10 protein-coding genes are annotated in these 14890 nt (G+C 67.2%); 6 read left to right on the top strand and 4 right to left on the bottom strand.

The window, feature by feature from the left end; all coding sequences use genetic code 11:
- Window positions 1-264: 264 nt before the first annotated feature.
- Both AB7E83_RS13665 and AB7E83_RS13660 read left to right on the top strand, forming a co-directional pair.
- A complete protein-coding gene (locus tag AB7E83_RS13665) occupies window positions 265-1164 on the top strand; it encodes a universal stress protein (RefSeq protein ID WP_428570301.1) in 900 nt (299 codons plus the stop codon).
- On the top strand, window positions 1154-1741 hold the full coding sequence (locus tag AB7E83_RS13660) for an N-acetyltransferase (protein ID WP_428570299.1): 588 nt from the start codon (window positions 1154-1156) through the stop codon (window positions 1739-1741). Before AB7E83_RS13665 ends, AB7E83_RS13660 begins: the two co-directional genes overlap by 11 nt.
- Window positions 1742-1746: 5 nt before the next feature.
- Here AB7E83_RS13660 and lpdA read toward each other — a convergent pair whose 3' ends face one another.
- Genes lpdA through aceE form a run of 4 tightly spaced genes read right to left on the bottom strand, consistent with a single transcriptional unit; the run spans window position 1747 to window position 8517 of the window.
- The gene (lpdA, locus tag AB7E83_RS13655) at window positions 1747-3498 is read right to left on the bottom strand and encodes a dihydrolipoyl dehydrogenase (RefSeq protein WP_428570297.1); all 1752 of its coding nucleotides are present in this window, start codon (window positions 3496-3498) and stop codon (window positions 1747-1749) included.
- Complete coding sequence (locus AB7E83_RS13650) at window positions 3495-4085, bottom strand: MFS transporter (RefSeq protein ID WP_428570296.1); 591 nt, start codon at window positions 4083-4085, stop codon at window positions 3495-3497. The genes lpdA and AB7E83_RS13650 overlap by 4 nt, the downstream gene beginning before the upstream one ends.
- Before the next feature lie 13 nt (window positions 4086-4098).
- Complete coding sequence (aceF, locus tag AB7E83_RS13645; protein WP_428570294.1) at window positions 4099-5787, bottom strand: dihydrolipoyllysine-residue acetyltransferase; 1689 nt, start codon at window positions 5785-5787, stop codon at window positions 4099-4101.
- Between the two features lie 24 nt (window positions 5788-5811).
- Complete coding sequence (aceE, locus tag AB7E83_RS13640) at window positions 5812-8517, bottom strand: pyruvate dehydrogenase (acetyl-transferring), homodimeric type (RefSeq protein WP_428570292.1); 2706 nt, start codon at window positions 8515-8517, stop codon at window positions 5812-5814.
- Window positions 8518-8691: 174 nt separating this feature from the next.
- Between aceE and AB7E83_RS13635 the strand changes: the two genes are divergently transcribed.
- The 4 genes from AB7E83_RS13635 (at window position 8692) to AB7E83_RS13620 (ending at window position 14866) form a co-directional block, all read left to right on the top strand.
- Entirely contained in the window at window positions 8692-11229 is a 2538-nt protein-coding gene (locus tag AB7E83_RS13635) for a PAS domain-containing sensor histidine kinase (RefSeq protein ID WP_428570290.1), read from the top strand.
- Window positions 11230-11284: 55 nt separating this feature from the next.
- Window positions 11285-11911: a response regulator transcription factor gene (locus AB7E83_RS13630; RefSeq protein WP_428570288.1), complete on the top strand. Its 627-nt coding sequence runs from the start codon at window positions 11285-11287 to the stop codon at window positions 11909-11911.
- 13 nt (window positions 11912-11924) lie between these two features.
- On the top strand, window positions 11925-12776 hold the full coding sequence (locus AB7E83_RS13625) for a bifunctional methylenetetrahydrofolate dehydrogenase/methenyltetrahydrofolate cyclohydrolase (RefSeq protein ID WP_428570286.1): 852 nt from the start codon (window positions 11925-11927) through the stop codon (window positions 12774-12776).
- A gap of 68 nt (window positions 12777-12844) precedes the next feature.
- A complete protein-coding gene (locus AB7E83_RS13620) occupies window positions 12845-14866 on the top strand; it encodes a M3 family metallopeptidase (protein ID WP_428570285.1) in 2022 nt (673 codons plus the stop codon).
- Window positions 14867-14890: the final 24 nt, after the last annotated feature.

The raw sequence follows: 14890 nt of genomic DNA, 5'->3' as shown, positions 1-14890 counted from the left end.
CGCGCCTTGCGCTCGGGCGCGGCGGCCGGCGTTCGTCTCCTCGCACGGTCCACACCGCAGCGCAGCTCCGCGCAGCACTAGGCCCGGCGGCCCCCTTTTCCCCTTCAGCGCCATCCATTCACCGCCGGGCCATCCGGCGCGTCGCGGGCCACGCATCGAGCGGGCCCGACCGAATGGAGTGCTTCAATGTACGCCTCGAACAGAATCGGCGGGCAAGAGCTCGTCGACCGCGATTTCGCACAGCGGGACGGTCCCGCCGCGCCCGTGGCGGCGCGCCTGTCCAACCTCCTCGTCCTTGCCGACTTCTCCCAGCCCGACGACACGGCGCTCGCGCGCGCGCTGTTGCTGGCGCGCATGCATCGGGCGGCGCTGCACGTCATGCACCATCCGCGCGACGACGCGGTCGCGCCTTTGCCGGCCACGCTCGCGCGTGCACGCTTGGCAGCCCGTCATCTCGAAGAAGCGCTCGAACGCCCGGTGAACATGGTCGTGCCGAAACCGCGCACCTTCGACGAGACTCTTGCGGCGCAGGCGCGCGGCGCGGACCTCGTGGTGGTCGCGCACACCCGCATCCGCTCGCTCGCCGCACTCCTGCATGGACAGCCGACGCTGCGCGTGCTGCGCGCCTGTCGCACGCCGGTACTCGTCGTCCGTGCCGGGCCTGTGGAGCGCTACAGCAGGATCCTGGTCGCCACCGAGCTCGAGCCGCCGTCCGGTCGCGCGCTGGACATCGCGGCGTGGGTGGAGCCGAGCGCGTCCCTTGTTCTCTTTCACGCGCTCGGCACGCGCGACGAAGCGAAGCTGCGCTCGGCAGAAGCGCCCGAGTGGGCCGTGCAGCAGTTCCGCGAGCGCCGCACCCGCCAGGCGGAGCGGCGCCTTGGCGAGTTCGTGGAGTCGTTCCGGCACGCCGGCCGGCCGATGGTGTCGATCGGTCGCGGCGATCCTGGCCAGCAGATTGCCGAGCATCAACTGCAGCTGGGCGCGGACCTGGTCATTGTCGGCAAGCGTCCCGCGTCCCCATTCGAGGACTTCATGCGCGGCAGCGTCGCGGCTCGCGTGCTGAACTGGTCCACCAGCGACGTCCTCGTGATCCCCCTCGCAGGGGCCGAAGCAACAGATCCGGGTGTCCACCCGATGCGCAAAGGGGTGCATCATGCGCATTGACGTGTCGGTCGCCCACCGCGACGTGGATGCGGAGCTGGCCGCGCTGCACGAGCGCCTCCGCGCGAACGAATCGGGACGAATCGCACTCGTCCCGATCGATGGCGCGCCGCCCGCCGGCCCGGGCATCCAGCTCTATCGGCGGGACCACGATGGCGAGACGACCGTGTATGCGTTCGACGCAACGCGGCGAGCGCTCGCTGGCTGCACGGTGTTCAACCGGCCCTCCGAGCCGGGCGTGCGGCGGCACCGGTTCCTGCGCAGCCCGCACTCACGCTATGGCACGGCCTACCAGCGACAGGGGCTCGCCACCGCGGTGTATTCCTGGGCCTTGCGCTGCGGCCTGTGCCTGATCAGCGGTCCACGACAGTCCGAAGCGGCCCATCGATTGTGGAAGTCCCTCGGTCGGGGCGGTGCCGTGCTGGCCGTACAGCTGGACCATCGCCAGCTCGGCCCGATCGAGGCATTCACCGCGGAAGAAATCGACCGACTCGGCACGCGGCTGTTGCTGCAAGGTGCGGGCTGGACCGCGAACCGCATCGCCGAGCGACTCGGTTTCGACCGCAGTCCGGTCGGATGAAGCCGCTACTTCCGCGGCGGCGGCACGTCCGTGCAGGTGCCGTGCGCGATCTCCGCGGCCATGCCGATGCTCTCGCCGAGCGTCGGGTGCGGGTGGATCGTCTTGCCGATGTCGATCTCGTCGGCGCCCATCTCGATGGCGAGCGCCACCTCGCCGATCATGTCGCCCGCATGCGTGCCGACGATGCCGCCGCCCAGAATGCGATGCGTCTGCGCGTCGAACAGCAGCTTGGTGAAGCCCTCGTCGCGCGTGTTCGCGATGGCGCGGCCCGATGCGGTCCACGGGAAGTGCCCCTTCTTGACCGCGATGCCCTCGGCCTTCGCCTGGTCCTCGGTGAGCCCGACCCACGCGACCTCCGGGTCCGTGTAGGCCACGCTCGGGATCACGCGCGCATTGAAGGTCGACTTCTCGCCGAAGGCCGCCTCGGCCGCGACGTGCGCCTCGTGCACCGCCTTGTGCGCGAGCATGGGCTGGCCCACGATGTCGCCGATGGCGAAGATGTGCGGGACGTTCGTGCGCATCTGGATGTCGACGGGGATGAAGCCGCGTTCGCTCACGGTCACACCCGCCTTCTCGGCACCGATCTTCCTGCCGTTGGGGCTGCGGCCGACGGCCTGCAGCACGAGGTCGTAGACCTGCGGCTCCTTCGGCGCCTGCTCGCCTTCGAACCTCACGAGAACGCCGTCCTTCGTCGCTTCCGCGCCCACGGTCTTCGTCTTCAGCATGATGTTGTCGAAGCGCGGCGCGTTCATCTTCTGCCACACGCGGACGAGGTCGCGGTCCGCGCCCTGCATGAGGCCGTCGAGCATTTCGACGACGTCGAGCCGCGCGCCGAGCGTCGAATAGACCGTGCCCATCTCGAGCCCGATGATGCCGCCGCCGAGGATCAGCATGCGCTTCGGCGAGCCCTGCAGTTCCAGCGCGCCGGTGGAGTCGACGACGCGCGGATCGTCCGGCATGAAGGGCAGGCGCACGGCCTGCGAACCGGCGGCGATGATGCACTTGCGAAAGCGGATCGACTGCTTCTTGCCGGTCTTCTCCTGCCCGGCGCCGGACGTCTCCTCGACTTCGACGGTGTGCGGATCGGCGAAGGTGCCGACCCCGCGCACGATGGTGACCTTGCGCATCTTCGCCATTGCAGCCAGGCCGCCGGTGAGCTTGCCGACCACCTTGTTCTTGTGCGCGCGGAGCTTGTCGACGTCGACGGTGGGCTTGCCGTAGGAAATGCCGAGCGCATCGAAGTGGCTCACTTCGTCCATCACGGCCGCGACGTGCAGCAGCGCCTTCGACGGAATGCAGCCGACGTTGAGGCAGACGCCGCCGAGCGTGGCGTAGCGCTCGACGAGGATGACCTTCATGCCGAGGTCGGCGGCGCGGAACGCGGCGGAGTAGCCGCCGGGGCCGGCGCCAAGGACGAGCATGTCGCAGTCGTAGTCGCCGGAAGGGGCCGAGGACGAAGCCACGGCCGGCGCGGGCGCGGGCGCGGGCGCGGCCTTAGGCGCAGCGGCGCTCGTCGCGCCGCCCTCGACCACCAGCAACACCGAACCTTCATTCACCTTGTCGCCGACCTTGACCCTGACCTCCTTGACCACGCCGCCGGAGGAAGAAGGAATCTCCATCGACGCCTTGTCGCTCTCCACCGTCACCAGCGACTGCTCGGGCCGAATCGTGTCGCCGGCCTTCACCAGCACCTCGATCACGGCCACGTCCTTGAAGTCCCCGATGTCGGGGACTTTCACTTCCGTCGTTGCACTCATTGTTTTTCTTTCGCTTTGATCGTGTGGATATCGAACGGCAGCGCGGAATTGCGGTCGAATTCGCACCCTGCGGCGATCCCTGCTTCCGCCACGTCCCGGGCGGTCTTCGCTTTGGCGTAGGTCGAATGCATCGCCCCGAGCGCAAAGCTACGCCCGGAACCGATCCCCCAGAACTCCTTGAACTCGAAAACCTCGCGATAGCTGTACAGGCCGTAGATGCCGCTCGCGTTGGCGATGACCACGCTGAACTGGCTCGACTCGTACGGGTCGCTGTCCTCTTCCTTCGTCTGCAGGAAGAAGTTGTCCTTGAGGTAGGGGTGCAGCTTGGTGAACGTGTCGAACACGTCATCCTTGCTGCCGAGCTTGAGGATCTCGCGCGGCATGGAACCCATGGCCTTGCGCAGCACCGGGAAGTGCGCGACGGTGCCCGCCATGCCGATGAAGCTCGGCCCCTCTTCGGTCTCGACCTTGAATATCTTGCCGTTGTTCTCGAAGCGGTGGGCAAGGCGCGTATCGCCGAATGTCACCAGGGTATCGGCGGCAATCGCGATCTGCCCCGCCTTCTTCACCACCACGACTGTCGTCATAAACTTCTAGTTCTTAAAGAAGCACCCGCCGGAAATCCGTGAGGATCTGTCCCAGGTACGCGTTGAATCGGGCCGCCGAGGCCCCATCGATCACGCGATGATCCCACGACAGCGACAGCGGCAGCATCAGCCGGGGCTGGAACTGCTTGCCGTCCCAGACCGGCTCGGTCTGGCTTTTGCATACACCGAGGATAGCGACTTCCGGCGCGTTGATGATGGGGGTGAAGTACCTTCCACCTATTCCGCCGAGTGAAGAAATTGTGAAAGTTGCACCCGTCATGTCGGCCGGACCGAGTTTTCCGTCGCGCGCCTTCTTCGCCAGCTCGGCCATTTCCTGGCTGATCTGCAGCACGCCCTTCTTGTCGGCGTCGCGGATGACCGGCACCACCAGCCCATTGGGCGTGTCGGCCGCGAAGCCGATGTGCCAGTAGTTCTTGAGCACGAGCTCGTCGCCGTCGAGCGAGCTGTTGAACTCGGGAAACTTCTTCAGCGCCGCCACGCTGGCCTTGATGAGGAAGCCGAGCATGGTGAGCTTCACGCCCGCCTTCTCGTTTTCCTTGTTGAGCAGCACGCGGAAGGCTTCGAGTTCGGTGATGTCGCAATCGTCGTGATTGGTGACGTGCGGAATCATCACCCAGTTGCGGTGGAGGTTCGCCGCGCTGATCTTCTTGATGCGCGACAGCGGCTTGCGCTCGGTCGGGCCGAACTTGTTGAAATCGACATTGGGCCAGGGCAGCAGGCCGAGGTCGCCGCCACCGCCACCCGCGGGCGCTTTCGCCGCTGCGGCTTGGGTCTGCTTGTCGCCCGACATCACCGACTTGGTGAAGGCCTGCACGTCTTCCTGCGTGATGCGGCCCTTGGGACCGGTACCCTTGAGCTCCGCGAGCGGCACGCCAAGTTCGCGCGCGAACTTGCGCACGGAGGGGGAGGCGTGGGGCAGCGTCCCCGAAGGCATGGCGGGCTCGTGCGGCGGGAGTGCCGCCGTGGGTGGCACGCGCTCGGTATTGCCCCCTCCCCCGCTGGGGGAGGGTTGGGGTGGGGGCACGGTTGGCGAAGCGCCCGACGACGTGGCGCTCTGCGCCCCCACCCTGCCCTCCCCCAGCGGGGGCGGGTTTTGTTGCGTGCCCTCGACCATCGCGATCAGGTCGCCGATATTCACCTTGTCGCCGACCTTGACCTTCAGCTCCTTCAGCGTACCCGCAGCCGACGACGGAATCTCCATCGACGCCTTGTCCGACTCGACGGTGATGAGCGACTGCTCCACCTTGACCGTGTCGCCCGGCTTCACGAGGAGTTCGATCACCGCGACGTCCTTGAAGTCGCCGATGTCGGGGACGCGGACTTCGACCGGGCCGCCGGACGCGGCTGGCGTGGATGCGGCCGGCGCAGGCGCCGCGGCTGCGGGCGGTGGCGCCGATGCGGCAGGCGCGGACGCAGGCGCCGGCGAAGCCGCTGCAGCCGCCTCCGCCGCCTCCACCACCGCGATCACCGTCCCCTCGGACACCTTGTCGCCGAGCTTGACCTTCAGTTCCTTCACCACCCCGCCGATCGACGACGGGATCTCCATCGACGCCTTGTCGCTCTCCACCGTCAGCAGCGACTGCTCGGGCTTGATCGTGTCGCCCACCTTCACCAGGACCTCGATGACGGCCACGCTCTCGAAGTCGCCGATGTCGGGGACCTTCACTTCAACCTGTGCCATGTTTCTTGTGCTCCGGCGTTGTCGTTATGCGTACAGCGGATTGATCTTGTCGGCCTTGATGCCGTACTTCGCAATGGCCTCGGCCACCTTCGACGCCGGCACGGTGCCCTCTTCCGACAGCGCCTTGAGCGCGGCCACGACGATGTAGTGGCGGTTGACCTCGAAGTGCTCGCGCAGCTTGCTGCGGAAGTCGCTGCGACCGAAGCCGTCCGTGCCCAGCACGCGGTACGTGCGGCCCTTCGGCATGAATTGTCGGATCTGCTCGGTGTAGGCCTTGATGTAGTCGGTCGACGCGATCACCGGCCCGGCATGCTTGCCGAGCTGCTGCGCGACGAAGGGCACGCGCGGCGTCTCGGTCGGATGCAGCAGGTTCCAGCGGTCGCAGTCCTGGCCGTCGCGCGCGAGCTCGTTGAAGCTCGGGCAGCTCCACACGTTGGCGGCGACGCCCCAGTCCTTCTCGAGCAGCGCCTGCGCGGCGATGGATTCGCGCAGGATCGTGCCCGAGCCCAGCAGCTGCACGCGCGGGGTGAGCTTCGCGCCCTCCTGCAGCAGGTACATGCCCTTGATGATCTCCGCCTCGGTGCCCGGCTTCAGGCCCGGCATCGCGTAGTTCTCGTTGAGCAGCGTGATGTAGTAGAAGACGTTCTCCTGCTTCTCCACCATGCGGCGCAGCCCGTCCTGCATGATCACCGCGACCTCGTGCGCGTAGGTCGGGTCGTAGCTCACGCAGTTGGGCACCGTGGCCGCGAGCACGTGGCTGTGCCCGTCCTCGTGCTGCAGGCCTTCGCCGTTGAGCGTCGTGCGGCCCGAGGTGCCGCCGAGCAGGAAGCCGCGCGCCTGCATGTCGCCCGCCGCCCACACGAGGTCGCCCACGCGCTGCAGGCCGAACATCGAGTAGTAGATGTAGAACGGCACCATGATGCGGTTGCTCGTCGAGTACGACGTCGCCGCCGCGATCCAGCTGGCCATGCCGCCCGCTTCGTTGATGCCCTCCTGCAGGATCTGGCCGCCCACGTCTTCCTTGTAATAGGACACCTGGTCGCGGTCCTGCGGGGTGTACTTCTGCCCCTCGGGGTTGTAGATGCCGATCTGGCGGAAGAGCCCTTCCATGCCGAAAGTGCGCGCCTCGTCGACGAGGATCGGCACGGTGCGCGGGCCAAGCTCCTTGTCGCGCAAGAGCGCGGTGAGGAAGCGCACGTACGCCTGCGTCGTGCTGATCTCGCGCCCTTCGGCCGTCGGGTCGGTCACGGCCTTGAACGCCTCGAGGCCGGGCACCTTCAACTGCTCGTCGGCCTTCACGCGGCGCTTGGGCAGGTAGCCGCCGAGCGCCTTGCGGCGCGCGTGCAGGTACTCCATCTCGGGCGTGTGCTCCTCGGGCTTGTAGAACGGCACTTCGGCCAGCTTGTCGTCCGGGATCGGGATGTTGAAGCGGTCGCGGAAGGTGCGGATGTCGTCGTCGCCCAGCTTCTTGGCCTGGTGCGCGATGTTCCGGCCCTCGCCGGCCTTGCCCATGCCGAAGCCCTTGACCGTCTTGATCAGCAGCACGGTCGGCTGGCCCTTGTGGTTCACGGCGCGGTGATACGCGGCGTACACCTTCTGCGGGTCGTGGCCGCCGCGGTTGAGGCGCCAGATGTCCTCGTCGCTCATCTTCGCCACCATCTCGAGCGCCTTGGGATGGCGGCCGAAGAAGTTCTTGCGCACGAAGGCGCCGTCGTTCGCCTTCATGGCCTGGTAGTCGCCGTCGAGCGTCTCCAGCATGATCTTGCGCAGGATGCCCTCCTTGTCGCGCGCGAGCAGCGGGTCCCAGTACGAGCCCCAGACCAGCTTGATGACGTTCCAGCCCGCGCCGCGGAACTCGCCTTCGAGCTCCTGGATGATCTTGCCGTTGCCGCGCACCGGTCCGTCGAGGCGCTGCAGGTTGCAGTTGACGACGAAGATCAGGTTGTCGAGCTTCTCGCGCGCGGCCACGCCGATGGCGCCGAGCGATTCCACTTCGTCCATCTCGCCGTCGCCGCAGAACACCCACACCTTGCGGTTTTCCGTGTTGGCGATGCCGCGCGCATGCAGGTACTTGAGGAAGCGCGCCTGATAGATCGCCATCAGCGGCCCGAGCCCCATCGACACCGTGGGGAACTGCCAGAACTCGGGCATCAGCTTCGGGTGCGGGTACGACGACAGGCCCTTGCCATCCACTTCCTGGCGGAAATTGAGCAGCTGCTCTTCGCTGATGCGGCCTTCGAGGAACGCGCGCGCGTAGATGCCCGGCGAGCTGTGGCCCTGGATGTAGAGGCAGTCGCCGCCGTGGTTCTCGCTCTCGGCATGCCAGAAGTGGTTGAAGCCCGCGCCGAACATGTTCGCCACCGAGGCGAACGAGCTGATGTGGCCGCCGAGGTCGCCGCCGTCCTCGGGATGCAGGCGGTTGGCCTTCACCACCATCGCCATCGCGTTCCAGCGCATGTAGGCGCGCAGGCGCTCCTCGATCTCGAGGTTGCCGGGGCACCGCTCCTCGTCCTGCGGCTCGATCGTGTTCACGTAGCCCGTCGTCGCGGAGAACGGCATGTCGATGCCCTCCTGCCGCGCCTGTTCGAGCAGTTGCTCCAGCAGGAAGTGGCCGCGCTCGCGTCCACCGGAGGCGATGACGGCGGAGAGCGCGTCGATCCATTCGCGGGTTTCCTGCGAATCGGCATCGTTCGCGGGCGAGCCGAACAGGTTGTCGGGCTGTGCTGACATGTGCTTGTCTCCTCTTGGGTGGGCGTCGTGAATTTAGTACGGGATGGCCGTGAGCGGGCGAAGTGTCGCACGGTTTCGCTTACATTTCAAATAGCGCGTAGACGTTTCATAATGCGACAAATGGATGTCATTCCCGGGAAGGCGGGAATGACGGCACACCTACACTCGGGGCAGATGCAAGATTCCGTTTCCCCTTCGGAGCAGGCGCCGCTGGAGATCCCGCCTCCGCCGGGTTTCTGGCGCCACTGGTGGCGCCGGCAGACGCCGACGCGTCAGGACCGATTCGCCATGCTCGCGCCGCTCGCGGCCGTGCTCCTGTTCCTCGCCGCCATCGTCTCGGCCTTCTGGTACCTGCGGCTCGAGGAAATGGACCGCGAACAGGAGGCCGTGCGGCGCGACGTCGAATACGCGCAGCAGCGCCTGCGGCTGCGCGTGCTGGAGCGGCAGGAGCAGCTGATGCGGCTCGCACGCGATATCTCCAACAAGGAGGTCGACCCCGAGGAGTTCATCGGCCGCGCCGAGTCGATGGTCGTGCAGTATCCGGAGCTCCAGATGCTCACCTGGATCGACGAGCGCCGCAAGCTCAAGGCGACCCATTCCGCCCCGAGCGTCGCGCTCCAGCAGGTGCGAGTAGCGGGCGAGACCTTGCGTCCCGGCGAGACCGAAGCCATGTACAGCCTCGCGCGCGACCTGCAGCAGCCGGTGTACTCGCAGCCGGCCGCGGGCGCGGAAGGCACCGGGCTGCTGCAACTGCACGTGCCGCTGTCCGAGCAGGGCCGCTTCGGCGGCGTGATCCTCGGCGAGTTCTCCATCGACGGCCTCATGCGCTACGGCGTGCCCTCGGAGGTATCGGCGAAGTACGCGGTGGCGCTGCTCGACGGCAAGAACCGCATCATCGCGGGCACGTCGGTGCCGCCGCGCAACCCCGCGACGCAACTGCTGCCCTGGGCGTCGCAGCCGAACGAATACGAGGTGCCCGTCTCGCCCGTGGGCAACGGCCTCATCCTGCGCGCTCAGGCGTATCGCACCGGGCTGGGCGTGATCGGCAGCGGCCTGTTCTGGCTGGTCGGCACGCTGTCGGCGATGACGGCTTGGATGCTCATCGCCAACTGGCGCCACACGCGCCGCCGCGTGCAGGCGCAGCAGCAGCTGATGGCCGAGACCACGTTTCGCCGCGCGATGGAAAATTCCATGCTGACCGGCATGCGCGCGCTCGACATGCAGGGCCGCATCACCTACGTCAATGCCGCGTTCTGCCAGATGACGGGCTGGAGCGAAGGCGAACTCGTGGGCCGCCTGCCGCCCTTCCCCTACTGGCCGGAGGAAGACCGCGAACTGCTGGCGGCGCGCCTGGACGACGAGATCCACGGTCGCGCCTCGCCCGGCGGCATCCAGGTGCGCGTGAAGCGCAAGGCGGGCGGGGTGTTCGATGCGCGCCTGTACGTGTCGCCGCTGATCGATGCCAAGGGCCAGCAGAGCGGCTGGATGACGTCGATGACCGACATCACCGAGCCCAACCGCATCCGCGAGCAGTTGCAGGCGTCGCACGAGCGGTTCACCACGGTGCTGGAGGCGCTGGACGCCTCGGTCTCCGTCGCGCCCCTGGGCAGCGAGGAACTGCTGTTCGCCAACAAGCTGTATCGCCTCTGGTTCGGCGGGCAGGCGCAAGGGCATCTGCAGATGGTGGCGCAGGCCGGCGTGCCGGAGCAGCGGCGCGAGCCGGCGCTGGACGACGTCGATGCGCTCGCGGGCCTGCCGACCGGCCCGCTCACCTCGGCGATTTCGGAGAACGCCGAGATCTTCGTCCCCGAGCTCGGCAAGTGGCTCGAAGTGCGGTCGCGCTACCTCAACTGGGTCGACGGCCGCCTCGCGCAGATGGTGATCGCCACCGACATCACGCCGCGCCGCCATGCCGAGGAGCAGTCGGCGGCGCAGGCCGAGCGCGCGCAGTCGGCGAGCCGCCTGGTGACCATGGGCGAGATGGCCTCGAGCGTCGCGCACGAACTGAACCAGCCGCTGACGGCGATCACCAACTACTGCAACGGCCTCGTCTCGCGCATCAAGGCGCGCCAGATCAGCGACGACGACGTGCTGGCCGCGCTCGACAAGACGGCGCGGCAGGCGCAGCGCGCGGGGCAGATCATCCAGCGCATCCGGTCCTTCGTGAAGCGCAGCGAGCCCAACCGCACGCTGTCGGACGTGAACGTGATGGTCAACGAGGCGCTGGAGCTCGCGGAGATCGAGCTGCGCCGCCGCAACGTGCGCCTGTCGCATTACGTCGCGGCGCGGCTGCCCAAGCTGATGGTCGATCCGATCCTGATCGAGCAGGTGCTGGTGAACCTGCTGAAGAACGCGGCCGAATCGATCGAACACGCGAAGCGGCCGGTGAGCCGCCGCAGCGTCGAGCTGCGGGTGATCCCGCGGCAGCTCGACGAGCAGTCGGTGGTCGAGTTCTCCGTGCTCGACTCGGGCTCGGGACTCGCGCCGGAAGTGATGGACCGCCTGTACGAAGCCTTCTTCTCGACGAAGGTCGAGGGCATGGGCATCGGCCTCAACCTCTGCCGCACCATCGTCGAGTCGCACCACGGCAGGATGCAGGCGGAGAACATCTACAATGCGGGCGAAGTGGTGGGCTGCCGGTTTTCCTTCTGGATACCTGTCTCCGGCGCTATCACTTCCATAGTGGGCAAGGACGCTGGGGTGGTTGCTTGAACCGCCGGGCCGCTCCCAAGGCGAAATCCGGAGCGCGCAGCGCGGAGGTGATCGAATGAGTTTGATTCCCAAGAAGGGCACGGTCTACGTCGTCGACGACGACGAGGCGGTGCGTGACTCCCTGCAGTGGCTGCTCGAGGGCAAGGACTATCGCGTCCGCTGCTTCGATTCCGCCGAGTCCTTTCTTGCCCGCTACGACCCGCGCGAAGTCGCCTGCCTGATCGTGGACATCCGCATGGGCGGCATGACGGGGCTCGAACTGCAGGACCGCCTTGTCGAGCGCAAGTCGCCGCTGCCCATCGTCTTCATCACCGGCCACGGCGACGTGCCCATGGCGGTGAACACGATGAAGAAGGGCGCGATGGATTTCATCCAGAAGCCCTTCAAGGAAGACGAGCTCGTGTCGCTTGTCGAGCGCATGCTGGAGCGCGCGAAGGACACCTTCGCCGACTACCAGAGCCAGGCCAGCCGCGACGCGCTGCTTTCGAAACTCACTTCGCGCGAAGCTCAGGTCCTGGAGCGCATCGTCGCCGGCCGCCTGAACAAGCAGATCGCCGACGACCTGGGCATCAGCATCAAGACGGTGGAGGCGCACCGCGCCAACATCATGGAAAAGCTCAACGCGAACACGGTCGCCGACTTGCTGAAGATCGCCCTGGGGCAGAACGCGCCCAAAGGCTGAGACCCGCAAGAGAATGACCGCACAACTCATCGACGGCAACGCACTCGCGAAGTCCATGCGCGAAGGCGCGATCGCGCGCGGCGAGAAGCTGAGGGCGCAGGGCGTCCAGCCCCACCTCGCCATCGTCCTCGTCGGCGAAGATCCGGCCAGCCAGGTCTACGTGAAGCACAAGGTGGCCGACAGCGAGCAGACCGGCCTGCGGGCGACGCTCGAGCGTTACCCGGCCGACATGAGCGAGGCCGAGCTCCTGCTGCGCATCCACGCCCTCAACGTCGACAACGGCATCCACGGCATCCTCGTCCAGTTGCCGTTGCCCAGTCACATGGACAGCCAGAAGGTGATCGAGGCGATCTCGCCGGCGAAGGACGTCGACGGCTTTCACGTGTCGAGTGCCGGCGCGCTCATGGTGGGTCGCCCCGGTTTCTGGCCCTGCACCCCGCACGGCTGCCTGAAGATGCTCGACAGCATCGGCTACGACCTGCGCGGCAAGCATGCGGTGGTCATCGGCCGCAGCAACATCGTCGGCAAGCCGATGGCCATGATGCTGCTCGGACGCGACGCCACCGTCACCATCTGCCACAGCCGCACGGCCGACCTGAAGGCCTTGACGCTGCAGGCCGATGTCGTGGTCGCCGCCGTCGGCAAGCGCAACGTGCTCACCGCCGACATGGTGAAGCCGGGCGCCGTCGTGATCGACGTCGGGATGAACCGCAACGACGAAGGCAAGCTCTGCGGCGACGTCGATTTCGACGGCGTGAAGCAGGTGGCGGGCTGGATCACGCCCGTGCCCGGCGGCGTGGGGCCCATGACGCGCGCGATGCTGCTCGTCAATACGCTGGAAGCGGCGGAGCGCGCGACGCGCTGATCGCCGCGATGGGCATCGTCAATCGCCGCGGACGTTGAAACCGCGGCGCCTGCCGCAAAATGCCGGGGATGAGCAATCCCCTCCTCGACTTCCAGGACCTTCCCCTCTTCGACAAGGTCACGCCCGAGCACGTCGGCCCCGCCATGGACGAACTGCTCGCACAGGCGCAGCAGGCGCTCGACACCGTCGTGCAGCCGCACTTCCCGGCGCGCTGGGAGGACATCGCGCGCGTGCTCGACGTCGCCACCGAGCGGCTCGGCCGCGCCTGGGGCGTGGTGGGACACCTGAACGCCGTGGCGGACACCCCGGAACTGCGCGCCGCCTACAACGAAGCGCTGCCCCGCGTCACCGAGTTCTGGACGCGCCTGGGCGCCGACGAGCGCCTTTATGCGAAGTACAAGGCCATCGACCCCGCGACCCTTTCCGACGCACAGAAGCAGGCGCACAAGAATGCCATCCGCAACTTCGTGCTGTCGGGCGCGGAGCTCACGGGCGCGGCCAAGGCGCGCTTCGCGGCGATCCAGGAGCGGCAGGCCGAACTCAGCCAGAAGTTCAGCGAAAACGCGCTCGACGCGACCGACAGCTATGCGTACTACGCGCGCGAGGACGAACTCGACGGCGTGCCGGCCGACGTGCTGCACACGGCGCGCGCGGCTGCGGAGGCCGAGGGCAAGGACGGCTACAAGCTCACGCTCAAGATGCCGTGCTACCTGCCCGTCATGCAGTTCGGCCGCAACGGCGCGCTGCGGCAGCGCCTGTACCGCGCCTACGTCACCCGCGCGAGCGACCAGGGCGACCCGAAATTCGACAACTCCGCGCTGATCGGCGAGATCCTCTCGCTGCGCCGCGAGGAGTCGCAATTGCTCGGATACAAGAACTTCGCCGAAGTCTCGCTCGTGCCCAAGATGGCGCAGTCGCCCCAGCAGGTCGTCACCTTCCTGCGCGATCTCGCGAAGCGCGCGCGGCCATACGCCGAACGCGACGTCGCCGACATGCGCGACTTCGCGAAACAGAAGCTGGGCATGGCCGATCCGCAGGCCTGGGACTGGCCCTACGTGGCCGAGAAGCTCAAGGAGGACCGCTATTCCTTCAGCGAACTGGAGGTCAAGCAGTACTTCACCGCGCCGAAGGTGCTCGCGGGCCTGTTCAAGATCATCGAGACGCTGTTCGAAGTGTCGATCCGCCGTGACTACGCGCCGGTGTGGAACCCCGGCGTGGAGTTCTACCGCATCGAACGCGGCAGCCAGCTCGTGGGGCAGTTCTACCTCGATCAGCCTTCCCGCACGGGCAAGCGGGGCGGCGCGTGGATGGACGACGTGCGCGCACGCTGGACGCGCCCCGACGGCGGCGGGCTGCAGACGCCCGTGGCGCATCTCGTGTGCAACTTCGCGGACGGCGTCGACGGCAAGCCCGCCCTGCTCACGCACGACGACGTCATCACCCTGTTCCACGAATCGGGCCACGGCCTGCACCATATGCTGACGCAGGTGGACGAGCGCGACGTCTCGGGCATCAGCGGCGTGGAGTGGGACGCCGTGGAGCTGCCCAGCCAGTTCATGGAGAACTTCTGCTGGGAATGGGGCGTGCTGAAGCACATGACCTCGCACGTCGACACCGGCGAGCCGCTGCCGCGCGAGCTGTTCGACAAGATGCTGGCCGCGAAGAATTTCCAGAGCGGGCTCGGCACGCTGCGGCAGATCGAATTCGCGCTCTTCGACATGCTGGTCCACACCGACCACGACCCGAAGGCCGACATCATGCCGCTGCTCGCGAGCGTGCGCGACGAGGTATCGGTGTTGCATCCGCCCGCCTTCAACCGCATGGCGCACACGTTCAGTCACATCTTCGCGGGCGGATACGCAGCCGGTTACTACAGCTACAAATGGGCCGAGGTCCTGTCCGCCGATGCCTATGCGGCATTCGAGGAGACGTCGGGCGAAGACGGCACGCCCAGTGTGGAAACGGGGCGAAAATACCGCGAAGCCATCCTCGAGACCGGGGGCAGCCGTCCCGCGCTGGAGTCCTTCAAGGCCTTCCGCGGACGCGAGCCCTCGCTCGACGCCCTGTTGCGCCACCAGGGCATGGCCTAGACAATGAATCGTCGCGAAGCGAAC

The sequence above is a fragment of the Ramlibacter sp. genome, assembly GCF_050250995.1.
In the GTDB taxonomy this organism is placed as follows: domain Bacteria; phylum Pseudomonadota; class Gammaproteobacteria; order Burkholderiales; family Burkholderiaceae_C; genus Ramlibacter.
Note: the sequence above shows the minus strand (reverse complement) of the source record. Positions and strands in the feature narration are given on the sequence as shown.

What these genes read in the sequence shown, in the direction of transcription:
- AB7E83_RS13660 (WP_428570299.1), top strand. Translation starts at nt 1,154, where the DNA reads ATGCGCATTGACGTGTCGGTCGCCCACCGCGACGTGGATGCGGAGCTG.
- lpdA (WP_428570297.1), bottom strand. Translation starts at nt 3,498, where the DNA reads ATGAGTGCAACGACGGAAGTGAAAGTCCCCGACATCGGGGACTTCAAG.
- AB7E83_RS13650 (WP_428570296.1), bottom strand. Translation starts at nt 4,085, where the DNA reads ATGACGACAGTCGTGGTGGTGAAGAAGGCGGGGCAGATCGCGATTGCC.
- aceF (WP_428570294.1), bottom strand. Translation starts at nt 5,787, where the DNA reads ATGGCACAGGTTGAAGTGAAGGTCCCCGACATCGGCGACTTCGAGAGC.
- aceE (WP_428570292.1), bottom strand. Translation starts at nt 8,517, where the DNA reads ATGTCAGCACAGCCCGACAACCTGTTCGGCTCGCCCGCGAACGATGCC.
- AB7E83_RS13635 (WP_428570290.1), top strand. Translation starts at nt 8,692, where the DNA reads ATGCAAGATTCCGTTTCCCCTTCGGAGCAGGCGCCGCTGGAGATCCCG.
- AB7E83_RS13630 (WP_428570288.1), top strand. Translation starts at nt 11,285, where the DNA reads ATGAGTTTGATTCCCAAGAAGGGCACGGTCTACGTCGTCGACGACGAC.
- AB7E83_RS13625 (WP_428570286.1), top strand. Translation starts at nt 11,925, where the DNA reads ATGACCGCACAACTCATCGACGGCAACGCACTCGCGAAGTCCATGCGC.
- AB7E83_RS13620 (WP_428570285.1), top strand. Translation starts at nt 12,845, where the DNA reads ATGAGCAATCCCCTCCTCGACTTCCAGGACCTTCCCCTCTTCGACAAG.